The 14,436-nt window shown below is 68.9% G+C and carries 4 protein-coding genes (1 of these 4 only partly in view); 1 reads left to right on the top strand and 3 read right to left on the bottom strand.

Annotated elements, in window-relative coordinates; translation table 11 throughout:
* The first annotated feature begins 207 nt into the window (after positions 1 to 207).
* A complete protein-coding gene (locus SNR22_RS07005) occupies positions 208 to 519 on the top strand; it encodes an ABC transporter permease (protein WP_320065635.1) in 312 nt (103 codons plus the stop codon).
* Positions 520 to 658: 139 nt separating this feature from the next.
* On the opposite strand, the gene SNR22_RS07000 is transcribed toward SNR22_RS07005, so the two are convergent.
* The 3 genes from SNR22_RS07000 to SNR22_RS06990 all read right to left on the bottom strand — a co-directional run.
* Positions 659 to 874: a hypothetical protein gene (locus SNR22_RS07000; protein WP_320065657.1), complete on the bottom strand. Its 216-nt coding sequence runs from the start codon at positions 872 to 874 to the stop codon at positions 659 to 661.
* Between the two features lie 368 nt (positions 875 to 1,242).
* The gene (locus SNR22_RS06995) at positions 1,243 to 2,367 is read right to left on the bottom strand and encodes a hypothetical protein (RefSeq protein WP_320065634.1); all 1,125 of its coding nucleotides are present in this window, start codon (positions 2,365 to 2,367) and stop codon (positions 1,243 to 1,245) included.
* A gap of 201 nt (positions 2,368 to 2,568) precedes the next feature.
* Positions 2,569 to 14,436: the final stretch of a hypothetical protein gene (locus SNR22_RS06990; RefSeq protein ID WP_320065633.1), read on the bottom strand. It continues 41,640 nt past the right edge of the window; 11,868 of the gene's 53,508 nt are visible here — the last part of the coding sequence; its start codon lies off the right edge, out of view; the stop codon is at positions 2,569 to 2,571.

Raw genomic sequence — 14,436 nt, 5'->3', positions numbered from 1 at the left:
CCCCCCGCCCTTCTCCGGGGCGGTCGTGTCGCCGGGGCGTCCGGGGGGGTGCGCCGCCTGCCCTGCCGGCTGGGGCGGCCACGGGGGGCGCCCCGCCGGGCGACCCCGGGGGGGGGCGACGTTTCGGCGGATCGCGTACGCCGCGGTCGGCCTGACCCGCGCGCGCCGGCTAATTCTTCGGCATCGCCAACACGATGGGTCACCTCCGTGCTGGAACGCCGCTGCGAGATTGGTCTGCGCCGCGCGCTCGGCGCCCACCGGGGTCAGATCCGCGCGCAGTTCCTCACCGAGTCGGTGGTCCTGTCCGCCCTCGGCGGAGTGGCCGGCACAGTCTTCGGGCTGCTCGCGACGGCCGGATACGCCGCGTACCACGACCGGCCGGTCGTGGTACCGGCCTCCTCGACGCTCGCCGGGCTGCTCGGCGCGGTGCTGATCGGCCGCCACCCCCTTCGGCCGGAGGGTGGGGTGGCGAGGCAGCCCGGCGGGAAACCGCGACCGGCCAGGGGCGGATCGCGTTGACGGGAGCAGAAAACGGGCGGGGTGAGGGCCGGGCAAATCTTCGCCGGCGGGGCGGTGTGCACCCCGCCGCCTTCGGACGCACGGCCCTCACCCACGACTACGACCGCTGCGGGCGGGCCGGAAGGCTGCCGACCGGGCGTCAGCGCGGCAGTTCGCGCCAGGTCGCCTGATTGCCACGCCAGGCGCCGGCGAGGATGGCCGCCGAGGCCCGGCTGGGGCATTCCTGCACCTTGGAGCGGCCGGACTCGCCGCCGATCTGCGCCTGAACATCCCAACGTCGACCGTCAGTGCGGATGTACACATCACGACGCCCGCGAGGGGTCGTGTCACCGTTCCACCAATGTTCCTCGACCATCACCCTCCGACCGTATAGCAAGTTCTCAGAAGGAGCACGGGGGGCATCACGCCGAGATAGCCTTGACGGCCTCTGGCCAGGGGCAGGAAACCTCTAGGAGCCCGGCAGCGCGACGGGAATGTCCTGATCGGACGGCTTTGGCACCCCACTGCACGGCTGGCCGTTCGGTCATCTTCTCTCGCCGATCGTCGGAACCCTGCCGTTGAGGCCGGCACGAGGATGCCGAACCGGGCCCACTCGGGCCCATTGGGCCGTTTCGCCGCCCACCGGGTGATTCGTCGCCTACACGCAGTCATCGACCGGTGCGGCGACACCCAACCACCCGTGACGCCGCCCGTGAACTGCGCCACAGGCAGGCCGAGGAGCTGTCAGGACCACTCCGGGTCGTTGTCGGGGAACCGCCACACCGGCTCACCCGTCGGCGGTTCCTGCAGCTTGGTCAGCGTACGGAAGATCGCCACCCCGTCCAGGGGCGCCAACCGGAACTCCGCCTTCTCAATGTGCTCCACCAGCCGATCGTCCGGCCGCAGGTGATGTTCGCGCAGGTAGTACGTGACGACGCCGGGCCAGATCCAGGTGCCGTCGGTGCGGAAGTTCAACGGGACCACCTGGCCCCGGCCGGGGTCCACCACGTCGTCGAGGGTCGCGTTGGTCCACACCAACTCGTGGCCACCATCGAGATAGGCGAGCAGCGCCTCCCGGGCCGTCGCATCGGCGACCTTCGGGTGATCCGGTGCGAAGACCGCACCCCGCGCCGGGTCGACGGAATCGAACACCGCCGCGTTCTCGATCCTCGGGGCGGGCTGGTGCGCCCAGAGCAATGCCCCGGCCCCGCGCGCCGTGCGCTGGTAGTACCCCGACGTCTCACCCACGGCGTTCACCTCAACCTGGGGTGCCACCTCGCCCGCGGCCTCCAGTGCGCCCTGCAGGGCGGCGGCCAGCCGGGGGCGGTCCGCCGGGTCAGCCGCCTCCACCAGATAGACCCGACGCGGCAGCGGCCACGCCGCGCCGTTGGCCGCCGACCGCCACGCCCGCCACAGGCCGTGCACCCCGGGCAGGGCAGCGACCGCCTCCACCGCCGCCGCGTCCGCCGGGTCCAGGTTCGGCACGCCGATCGTCAGATCCAGCGCGACCGGAATCTCCCCGCCATGCTCCCGAATCGCCTCCGCCTCGTCCGGCGTGACCGGCTGGAACAGGTACGGAACCACCACGTCGTGCTCAGCCTGGTCGAGACCCTCGAGCTTGGAGCTGTCCAGCCCCGCCTCGCCCAGCAGATCGACCAGCAGGGCGGCATCATCGGGGTGCGGGGCCATTCGCTGTGCCGTGACGGCCCACGCCACCGCCTGGGCCAGCTTGCCCAGATCCCGCTCCGCGAGCCAGCTGCGCGCCTGAGCGATCAGGTCATCGGGCAGCCGACCCGCCAGACGCAGCAACATGTCATGGCAACCGGCGACCCGGTCAAGCTCGTCGGCACTACGGATAGAAACAGTCACGACAACTCCCTCGTACGAGATGAACTCATCACCACACCACACCACACGGCACCCGGCCGGGCGGCGTGCTGCCGCCCCGCCATCATGACCGGCCCTACCGGGGAGTCTTCAGGCCCGTGGTGCACCGTCGCCCGACTGCTCGGCGGCACCGACGCGGCTCGGGGCTTCCCCGCCCGCCGCCTGACATCCCCCCGGATCCGTTCACCGCCCCGCCCTGTGCCACCAGCGACGTGACTGCGGCCCGGCATCCACCAGCTCTGCCTCTCCTACCACCTTGACGAGCACGGCCCCGGTCCTGGCATCGCGTTCGATCAGCACGTTCACCAACCGGTGATCCAGATAGAGCAGGCCGACCTCGGCGCCGTCCGACACATTCGGCGCCAGCTCGGTGACCTTCTTGACGAACTCGTTGCTCACTGCGATCAACAACGAGTTCGGCATTCTCGGCCCCGCCACGCTCGACACCCGCACCGGAACCAACCCGGGATTCGCCAACCACTCTTTCGCACGCTTCGCCGGGTCGACGCCCCAGGCAAGGGGAATGGAAACGTAACCCCAACCACCAGCCGTCCCGAAGGGACGGTCGGGCAAGTGCCGCACCGCGCCGACCGCGGTGCGCACCAGACCGCGCCACAAATCGGCCTGGAACCTCTCCATCTCGCTCGCGGCGTTCCCGATGGTCACCAATCGGCCGATTCCATCGTACTCGTGCAACAACCGCCACAGGGCTCGGACCTCGTGGTCCGTCAGGTTGACCACGCTCCGCGCATCTTCGCTCACCTGTTTCAGGTCGCGTTCGTAGTCGCCCGCCCGGCCGACCAACTCCGTGGCCTTCAGATCCGCAGGCCTCGCTTTCCATTCGGGATAAACCGGAAAGGAAAGGTCGGAAGGCGTGAGCGGAACCTGATCGCTGGAACCCGGGAACGGTTCGGAGTTGCCCTCCGGCTGCGGCACCCCGACCGGATAGGCCCGGGCCGTGCGCTCCGGCGCGACCGGCGGCCCATCGAGCGTGCCGCGCACCCGGTAGAAACCCGCAGCCGGGTGCTGGTAGTCATCCCTGACGAGCAGCTGCCGCTTCGGCGGCGAGGTCGCCGACGGCTGGTCCGAGCGGGGGACCGGAACCCGGACGGCCACCCGGAAGCCTCGCTCCTTGTGATTGAACTTCACCAGACCGCCGGCCGCCTGAACCGTGATGCTCCGGCCCAGGCGCAGCGCCAACGCGTCGGCGAACCGCTGGGCCAGTGGCAGGAACGGCACGCCCGCCCGGGGCTGCGAATAGATGTTGCAGACGGCCAGCAGCAACTCGGGCCGATCACCAGCGGCATCCGGCCGCCAGAACGGGTCGCTGGCGACCACTTCAGCCAGCGTGCTCGCGTCGAATGCTCTGCCTGCTACTGAAAAGTGATCTGCCACGCCATGCATCTCGATGATGTACATGCCCTCGAGACCCGGCAGGCGGGAATTGCTCAACATCGAAAACAGGTCTTTTTGATCATTCGGCGGGTTGCCCAGGAAGAGGCGTCCACCGGAGTACGGCACGCTCAGCGCGAGCAGCTCCCGGGCGGCCTCACTCAGCCCGGCGGGCGGCGACTCGGCGGGCAGGGCGACCGGCGAGTCGGAGGTCGGCACCGACTGGAACATCGGCCCCGGCAGCGCCGGGAGCTGTCCTGCTCCCTCGATCTCGACCCCCCGGACCCGCCCCATGCCCGGCTGGAATTCCGCCCAGCCAGTGGGGTGACCGGCAGGGCCCGCAACCGAGTCGGCATGCCTCGTCAACCCGATCTCGAGCTGACCACCCTCGTTGACGAACGTGGCCAACCGACCCGACACCAGCTTGCCGTCGATGACCATCACCGCACCGGCCGGCGGCGCGACCACCGCGGTGTCCAGCAGATCCGCAAGCTGCGCGGCGAACGGGTTGCCGAAGCTACGCCGGAAGTCGCCGATCAGCACCGGCACCTTGCTCTGCCACCGAGACCGCTGACGGCGCATCTCGCCCGCCAGGACGTCGATGAGAACGTCGCTCTTCATCTGCTGCGCGTTCAAGGAGCTGCCGATGAAGACCGGGTAGAACCTGTCGTTCAGCGCCGCCGAATCCCAGGCTGCCCGCAGCTCCGACAGGTCTGACGAGCCGGCCCAGGTCGCCAGCATCCCTGCGTCGTCGTCGGTCACGGAGATGCCGCTGCGGGGCGGCCTGGTCAACTGGTAGGCGGGCCGCCCTTCGATCCCCCCGAGTCTCAGCGACCACGCCGATCGGCTCAGCAGGGCGAGACCAACAGCGCCGTTCGATGACGACGGGGAGGGCCCCGTAGCGTCCTTCACGAGTGCGTTGCCCACCAGCACCTCGATGGTGCCCGCCGGGGCGGGGCGTCGCCCGCCGGTCGGGATCGGACCCCGCTGGTCGTTGTTGAGTTCCGCCAGGATGGACTCGATCGGCAGCTTCCCGGGGTGCGCCTCGATGTAGGCGTAGCTCTTCCCCTCCGGGTCCGGGTGATCGGGCAGCTGCGCCCAGGTGGCGAAGCTCGCCTCCGCATCCGCATCCGCAACAGCCGTCGGCCGCAGCTCGGACCCGGCGGTGCCGTCGACCGCCACGACCGGCACCGGCCCCCCACCGGTGCCGCGCCACTGTGAGTCGTTGGCCCAGATTCCGGACTGCGCCCCGTCCGTGTCCGGCCAGAAGACCTGGCGACCACCGGGCAGCAACGACACCGCATCGGCCAGCGACGACGGCAGCACCCGGGCGGGATCGCCCGCGTGCGGCGGATACCACTCCCACGCCGACCGCCCCAGCCGCACCCTGAGCCGCGTGTCGGCGTCGCGCGACAGCCCCGCTCCGGTGGCTCGCAGCTCCCCGGTCCCGGCGGTGGACCAACGGAGCACCGGGCTCGCAGAGGCCAGCACCCCGACGCCCAGGCTGTCCCGCAACCTGGCGGCGAAAGACCGCTCCAGCGGCCCCGCCACCGCAGCCTCGGCGACGATCAGCAGCACATCCGGCCCACCGGGAGCCCAACCACGCCGTCGGAGATAAGCTGCGAACTCCTCGGCGGTCATGCGACGAGCGCCGACCTGGATCAACTGCTTCGGGCTGTTCAGCCGCGACACCACCGTCACCATGTCGGCCACTCGTGGTGCCCCGGCCCACGGCGACAGCTCCCTCGCCCCGCGCTCGTCGCCCAACCACCAGCGCGCCCCGTCCGGCAGCGACGTGACGCTCGTCGGGGCTGGCCCCGTCGGCTGGCCGGGCCGCCCGGCAGCCCTCTGGGCCCTGCCGTCCCGGGAACCGGCCGCACTGCTCGTAACGGATGCCGCGCTCGGGGCACCCGCGAGACGGTCGCCCGGGCCACGACCACCGGCAGCATCGGCGTACTGGAACTCCGGGGTCGTCAGCGAGTCGGGCGACGGGTGCGGTGCCACGGCGGCCGGCTCGCTCGCTTCGCCACCCGCAGCGACACCAGCGGCCGGTACGGCGACGCCAGCGGCCCGGGGACGGGGACGGGCGACCAGGCCCGACATGTCGATCTCTTCGGGCGATGCGCCGGGGGCCGTCCGGGGAACCACCGTCGCGAGGCCCGCCCCCGAGTCGACATCGTCGACAATTCGCACGTCTGCCAACCAGTGATCGACGTAGACCAGGCCGACCTCCGAGCCGTCCGGGGTCCCGTCCGGTGCCAACTCGGTCACCTTCTTGACGAACTCGCCGCTCACCGCGACCAACAGCGAGCCCGGGTCCGGCGGTGGTGCCACGCTCGACACCCGCACCGGAAACTCGCGGCTTGCCAACCACTCGTGCGCCTGCCCCAGGGGGTCGACGCCCGGCTCGAGCGGAACGGAGAGGTAACCCCAGCCACCTTCATGCCCGAAGGGACGCGCCGGCAGGTCCCGCACGGCGTGGACTGCGGTACGCACCAGCCCGCGCCACAACCCGGCCTCGAACGCCTCCAGCTCGGTCGCGTTCTCGGCGATGGTCAGCAGCTTGCCCACACGGTCGTAATCGACCAGCAACCGCCGCAGAGCCCGCGCCCCCGGATCCCCCAGGTTCAGTTCGTCCTGCACGTCCTCGGGCACCTGCCGCAGGTCGTTGTCGTATTCGCCACCCAGACCGACCAGCTCCGTGGCCAGCACATCCGAGTGCCGCACCGTCCACCCGGCGCCCACTGGAAAGGTCAGCGCAAGAGGCACCTTCTCGCTCCGGCCAGGCTGCGGTGCAGATATGCCGGACGACGGCGTCCCGATCGGATACGCCCGGGCCGTCGGCGTCGGCGCGACAAGCGGCCCACCTGGCGTACGACCGACCACCGCGAAGAAGGAGGAAGCGGGATGCCCGCCGTCCTCCACGATCTGGCCGGGGCTGGCACCGGGAGACTGCACGGCCACGGTCATGCCCAGATGCGTGCGCTCGAAGTTGACGACACCGCCGGCGGCCTGAACCCTGATGCTGCTGCCCAGGCGCAGCGCCAACTCGTCGGCGACCCGCTGCGCCACCGGCAGGAACGGCACGCCGTCCCTTGGCTGCGCGAAGGGATTACAGAAGGCCAGCAGGAGCTCGGCCCGATTGCCGTCCTTGTCCGGCTGCCAGAAGCGGTCATTCACCAACACCTCGGCCAAGACGCTGGCGTCGATCGAGTCATCTCCCAGCGAAAGGCCGTCCTCGCCGCCGTGCATGTCGACGACGTACATGCCGGGAAGGCTCGGGAAGCGGGAGGTATGCAAGACGCTCAGCAGATCGTCGTGATCATCGGGCATGTTGCCGAAGAAGATGCGTCCGCCACTTCTGGCGACACTCTGCGTGAACAGGTCTCGGGCCGACCTGCTCATACCGGGAGGCAGGGGCTCACCGGGCAGGGCGCGCGAGTCGAAGGTCGGCAGGAGCTGGAACGGCTGCCCCCGGTGGTCGGCCTGCCGCCCGCCCCGCTCGCGTCCTCGCAGCGGCGGCTCTCCTGCGGCACGGACCTCGACGGCCGCGACCCGGCCCATGCCCGGCTGGAATCTCTCCCAGCCGGTGGGGTGACCGGCGGGCTCCACGACCGAGTCGGCGTGCGTCGTCAACCCGATCTCGAGCCGACCGTCCTCGTTGACGAACGTGGCCGTCCGACCCGACACCAGCTTGCCGTCGATGACCATCACCGCACCGGCGGGCGGCGCGACCACCGCAGTGTCCAGCAGATCCGCGATCTGCTGGGCGACCGGGTTGCCGGAACGACGAATGAAGTCGCCGATCAGCACCGGCACCCTGCCCTGCCACCACGACCGCAGACGCCGCATCTCGGCCGCCACCACGCCCGCGTTCGAACTCTGACCCTCCGACTCCGACATCAGCCAGTCGCTGATGAAGACCGGGTAGAAGTCGCTGTTCAGCTCCGAATTCCAGGCCGCCCGCAGGTTCGACATGTCCGGCGAGCCGGCCCAGGTCACCACCATGCCTGCGCCGTCGCCGGTCACGTGCATCTTTTCCGGGACCAGCTTGGCCAGGAGGTGGACCATCTCATCGCTTCCCCTGATCCCCGCGATCTGCACCGACCAGGCTGCTCGGTGCAGATAGGCGAGACCGGGGTTGCCGCTCGACGACGATCGAGCGAGCCCCCTCGCATCTTTCACGAATACGTTACTTACCATCACCTCGACCGTCCCCGGCGGGGCAGCACGTCGCCTGCCGGTGGAAATCGGCCCCCGTTGCCCGTTGTTCAGCTCGGACAGAATGGACTCGATCGGCAACTTCCCAGGGTGCGCCTCGACATAGGCATAGCTAAACCCCGAGCTGCTCGGATGGGCGGGCAGCCTTGACCATTCGACGTAGGACAACTTTCCCTGCCGATCAGAGAAGTGTCGCCACAGCCCGACACCTTTCCTGACGGCCTTGGAGCCGGCAGCACCGCCGGACGGGCCTTCCGGTGCCGCCCCGACAGCAAGGCCCGACCACTGCGACTCGTTGGCCCAGACGCCCGATCGCGGCTCACCCGTGTTCGTCCACATGACCCGGCTACCACGGAGGGAGGACACCGCGTCGGCCAGCGACGACCGCAGCACCTGTGCGGGTTCACCGGCTGTCGGTGGATACCACTTGAACGCCGATCGACCCAACCGCAACGTGATCAGGTTGTCGACGTTACGCGACAGTCCCATTCCGATGGCCCGCAGTTCCCCGGCCTCGCCGGTGGACCAGCGGAACACCGGGCTCGCAGACGCCAGCACCCCGACGCCCAGGCTGTCGCGCACCCGGGCGGCGAAGGACAGCTCCGGGGCCCTCGCCACCGCCGCCTCGCCGACGACCAGCAACACGTCCGGCACGCCGGAAGCCCCATGACGCTCGCGGAGAGCCGCTGCGAACTCCTCGGCGGTGAGGCTCCGATCGTCGAGGTGAATCTCCTGATTCTGGTTCAGCCGCGATACCACCGTCACCATGTCGCGCACCCGCGGCGCAATGCTCCTCGGCACGCTGTCGCCGGCCAACCACCACACGTCGCCGTTGGGCAGGGACGAACCGCTCCTCGGGGCTGTCCCCGCGCTCCGGCGGGGCATTCCCGGCCCTGGCAAGGGGGTGTCGACCCGCAGCCCCACCGGCTCAGCGCCTTGGGGCAGGGCCGCCGGGCGCAGCGCCATCGAAGGTGCCCGCGCACCATCGCCGGCCACATCGGGGCCGACGCCGGGCGACGACCCGTACGGCTCGACGGCGGCCCGATCGCTCGGCGTTGCGGCTGGAACGACGTCAGTGATCAGGGCAGGGCCGAACGCCGCGTGCCCCTGTCTCTGGCCGTTCGGCCAGAACACGTCCCAACCCGCACTGCCCTCCCCCGGCGTGCCAGACGGATCGAACGACGCCGACCCAGGGTCCGAACCGATCGGTCGCTGCCCACCATCCGCGGCCCCGACCGTCGACACGATCTCACCCGCCGCAACCGCGACCACACCCGTCGCCGCCACCACCGGGAACCCGACCTGATCAGCCACAAACTGCGCGAAAGGCACCGCATCACCGATTGGCAGATCAGTCAACAGCACCGGAACCTTGTGCACCCAGAAGCCCCGAATGGTCCGCAAAGCGGCCGCGATCCGCCCCGCCCGATCGGGCAACCCAGGGCCATCCCCCGCCACGCCCGCCTCGGCGGAGACGAAGATCGGATACAACTGCGGAGTGCGCTCCGGGCTCCACGCCTGCCGCAACTGCGACACCACCGGACTCTCTACCTCCCGCCACGTGGCAACCATGCCCGCACGATCCGCCTGCGGCAGCCACGACGGGTCGAGCTCCACCCCGACCAACCGCAGACGCGGCTCAGCACCTGGCAAGCCCGCCTCGGTGCGGAGGAGCCAAGGTTCAACGACGGAGTCGAAGTACCCGTCCACACCGTTGGACCACTCAGCTGGCATTTGCCTGACCAGCTTGTTACTGACCTCCACCCGGACGGCAGTTGCTGGCACCGCTGCCTGCGCGTCCGGCTCGAACGCCCGGACCGGCCCCTGCGCCCCTCTCGTCAACCAGCTGAGCGCGGACTCCCGTGAGGAACGACCCGGCACGAACGGCAGATAGACATAACTGGACCCGGTGCCCTCGGCATGCCACGGAAGTGCCAACATCGCGGTCATGGCCGGCTCGATGACACGCTGCCACAGCCTCCGATGCTCAGGCACGTGGCGAATGCTCGCCTCGGTCAGGACCGGGAGCTCATGCCTCCTACTTTCGTATTCGAACAATGCCTGCTCGGTGGCCTGGTCGGTTTCCGAAAGTTGAGCGGGTGGAGCGACGATCTGGCCGGGTTCCACGAAGGACTCGACACCGGGGTCGCTAGCCGTGTCGGACAAATTTGCCGTCGCCGGCTCGACTGCGTTCGAGTCGACCACGGCGAACGGAACGCCGGTGTCCGCATCGTGTTCGAGATGGACAGCTAGCCGCCAGCCATCCCGATAGAGGAGGCCAATCTGGGGGCCCTCCGCCGTCCCGCCCGGGGCGAACTCGGTGACCGCCCTGACGAACTCGCCGCTCACCTTCACCAGCAGCGAGCCCGAGGCTGTCGACGGTGTCGCCACGCTCGACACCCGCGCCGGGAAGTCGAGGTCATTCAACCACGCTTTCACCTGCTCCACGGCGTCGATGCCCGGGAGAAGCGGAATAACTACGTAGCCCCAGCCATCCCCGAAGGGACGCGCCGGCAAAAACCGCAGTGCGCCTACCACGGTGCGCACCAGGCTGCGCCACAACCCGGCCTGGAACGCCTCCATCTCGGTCGCCTCATTCGCAATGGCCACCAGTTCGCCGATGCGGCCGTAATCATGCAAAAATCGCCATAGCGCTCGAGCTTCGTGATCTGACAGATCCAGCTCTTCTCGCAACTCCTCGGGAACCTGCCGCAGGTCATTCTCATAGTCGCCGCCCAGGCCGACCATCTCTACGGCCATCTGATCCGCTTCCCCAGCGTTATACGAATCGAAGTCGACCGGATAAGGAAGTCTAAGAGGCACTGGCGCGGCAATGCCGGGTGCCGTTGGTGAATTTTCGTGTCCCACAAACCCTGGTGGATACGCCCGGAAGATTTTCTTCGGCGCGGTCAGCGGCTCACCCGGCCGACGACCGACCACCTCGAAGAAATAGGCAGCCGGATGCTCGATGTCATCCACCACCTCATTCGGATTAGGACCGGGAGTGCGGACTCTCACTTGATATCCACGTCGCGAGTAATACATACCTACGAGGCCCCCGGGCGCCAGCACCTTGATGCTCTGGCCTAGGCGCAGCGCCAACTCGTCAGCAAAGAGCTGGGCCACCGGCAGGAACGGCACGCCGTCCTCCCGCTGCCAATAGGTGTTGCAGACGGCCAGTAACAACTGATCCCGATTTCCATCGCGGTCCGGCTGCCAGAATGGGTCACTGGCCATCACCTCGGCGAACGTCTGCGGCCTGAAATTGTCGCCCGCTACTGAAACGCTGTCCACTCCGCCGTGCGAATTGATGATATAGACGTCAGGGATCGGCGGCATGCGGGCAACATTCGCGCTGACGTGCAGTTCCACTTGATTCTTGATCGGGTTGCCCTTGAAAATGCGCCCGCCGGGGACCGGGAAGCTCCACGAGAACAGGTCCTGCGCGCCCTCGCTCAGCTCAGCGGGCGCCGGCTCAGACGGCAGAGCAGCCGGCGCGTCGTAGGTCGGCATGGTCTGGAACAGCGGCCCCGGCGGGTCTGCCTGACTTCCTGCTCGATCGATCTCGACCGCCCTGACCCGCCCCACGCCCGGCTGGAATTCCTCCCAGCCGGTAAGTCGGCCGGCGGGCCCGGTGCCCAAGGCGTCCTGCCTCATCAAACCGATCTCGAGGCGGCCGCCCTGATTGACAAACGTGGCCAGGTGACCTGACACCAGCTTATTATCGATCACCATCACCGCACCGGCGGACGGCGCGATCACCGGAGTGTCCAGCAGATCCGAAAGGTGCTGGGCCAACGGGTCGCCGGATCGGCGCATGAAGTCCCCGATCAACATCGGCACCTTGTTCTGCCACAGGGACCGCCGAAGCCGCATCCCGGCCGCCACCTCACCCGCGAGTGCACTGTGCATGGTCACCGCTGACACCGCGTAGTTGGTTATGAACACCGGATAGAGTCCACTATCCGGCTCCGGGTGCCACGCGCCACGCAAATTCGAGAGTTCGTTCCCCGCGGTTGAGGTCGCCAGCATTCCTGCGCTATCACCGGTCACGGACAACTGCGGGTCGACACGCTTGGTCAGTCGGTAGGCGACCCCCGCCTCCATCGGCACGGACTCCACGATCCATGCCTCTTGGTTGAGCCAAGCGAGGCCGGGAGTTCCGAAATGTGATGGAACAAACCCCGTTGCATCCTTCACGAATTCGTTGCCTACCAGCACCTCGACGGTTCCCGGCGGGGCAGAGCGCCGCCCACCGGTGGGAATCGGGCCCCGTTGCTGGTTGTTGAGCTCCGCCAGGATGGACCTGATCGGCGACCTGTCGAGGTGCTGCGTCACATAGGCGAAGCTGATCCCCGACTTGTCGGGGTGATCGGTCAGCTTCGCCCAAGCCTCGGAAGCCGGAGCCACCACGTCCGCCCAGAGGGCCTTGTCCGCGTCCGACATCTCGCTGGCCACCGAGGGAAGTTGAAGTGTCCGTTGCCGGTCGCTGAGGTATCGCCGGAGCGCCACCACCTCCTGCTTGGACAGCGCTGCACTGGATGCGGTGGACGGAACCACCGAGGCCCGGGTCGCCACCGCGTCGAGAACCGACAGCGCGCCCACAGTCCGAGTGAACGCCTGAACATCCAGGTCGGCGGCGGTTTCCACACCGGGATCGTCAGCAGCGCTGGGCGGGCCGGCCGGCTCAGGCCCCACGTTGAGGCCCTGCCGCTGCGACACGTTGGACCAGTCGCCCGACCTCGACTGAGCCGTGTCCAGCCAGGAAACCTGGTCCCCACGGGCTGAGAACACCGCGTCGGCGAGCGACGCCGGCAGCATCCGAGAAGGTTCATCCACCTCCGGCGGATACCACTCCCACCCCGACCGATCCAGCCGCAGGATGATGTTCCCGTCGGCAAGGGCTGACAGCCCCACCCCGTCGGCTCGCAGCTCCCCGGACGGCGCCGTCGACCAGTGGAACAGCGGGCTCGGAGATGCCAGCACCCCGACGCCCAGAGTGTCGCGCAACACAGCGGCGAAGGAGCGCTCCGATTCGATCGACGCCGCCGACTCGGCGACGACGAGCAACACATCCGGCACACCTGAATCCCCATAACGCCCTCGGAGCGCCTCTGCGAATTCCTGGGCGGTCAGAACGCTGCCATCGATATTGATCTTCTGCCGGTCCAGGAGCGATACCACGGTCACCATGTTGGGCACCCGCGGTGCCATGTCCTCCGGCGCACCCTCGACGGCCAACCACACATCCCCGTCCGGCAGCGACGAGCCGCCCGCCGGACCTGCCCCCGCCTGCGCATCGGGCAGCCCTGGCGGGGTGTCCACCCCGCCATCGGCCCAGGATTCGATCACGCTGCTCGGCCCCTGGGCCGCACTCGCGGCGCCCTCCGGACGATCGACCGGACCACGACTACCGACCACACCCGCGTAATGCGGCTCCAGGGTCTTCACGATCTCCAGCAGGTCGTCGGTGGTGACCGCCAACGGCCCGTCCGGACGGTGGTGCCCCATCAACGACGCGCCGGCATGGTCGATGGCGCCGAGGAAGTGCAGCACCTCGTGCGCGTACGTCGCCGAAGGCTGCCCCTGCGCCCAACCCGCCTGATCCGTCCGACTGCCCGCAGCCCTCACCGTGACCGTGGCATGCGCCAGCTGCGGATCATCGACGAACCGCACCGCCACCCGCATCGGCACACCCACCGACGGCAACCGATATCTCGGAGTATCCAGGTACTTCTCCACACCCTCCTCGGCAGCCTTCTTGACCCCGTCGAGCACGTCATCCGGCTGACCGGTCAGGTGCAGCCGCACCTCGAACACCCACTCATCCGACCTCGGCACCAACGCATACCGCACCGCGACCCGCTCACCACCGCCCGCCGGGCGGGTCACCGCCACCCTCGTGCCATCGGGCGATCGCTCGAAGACGAACGCCTCGCCCGTCTGCCGCCACCGCTCCGCATCAATCTCCACCCTGTCCGAAACACCCAGCTGGTCAGGCGTCGAGAGCCGGATGGAGTCGGCCCCCGCCTGGGCATGTTCCGCCGCTTCGTTCTCGGAAACCGCGTCCTCGGATGACGAATCCGAGTCGGACGTGTCCGAGGTGTCTGACGTGTCGATCGGCACGGGCACCCGGCGAACTAGCGGCTGTTGCACCACCCTGGCGAGCACCCGCCTCCTGGGTCGCTCGCCAGACGCCGGTGCCCCCGTCTCAGGGAGCTCCTCGATTCGCACGTCCACCGACAGCCTGTCCAGGAGGAGCAGCCCGACCTGCGGGCCGCCCGGTGCCCCTCCCGAGACCAACTCGGTCACATTCCTGACGAACTCGCCGCTCACTGCGATCAACAACGAGTCGTCTGACGTTGGCATGGGCACGCTCGACACCCGCACCGGAACCGGGCCGGGATTCGCCAACCACTCTTTCGCCCGCTTCAGGGG

The sequence above is a fragment of the Micromonospora sp. RTGN7 genome (genome assembly GCF_033804645.1).
Lineage (GTDB): Bacteria > Actinomycetota > Actinomycetes > Mycobacteriales > Micromonosporaceae > Micromonospora.
Note: the sequence above shows the minus strand (reverse complement) of the source record. Positions and strands in the feature narration are given on the sequence as shown.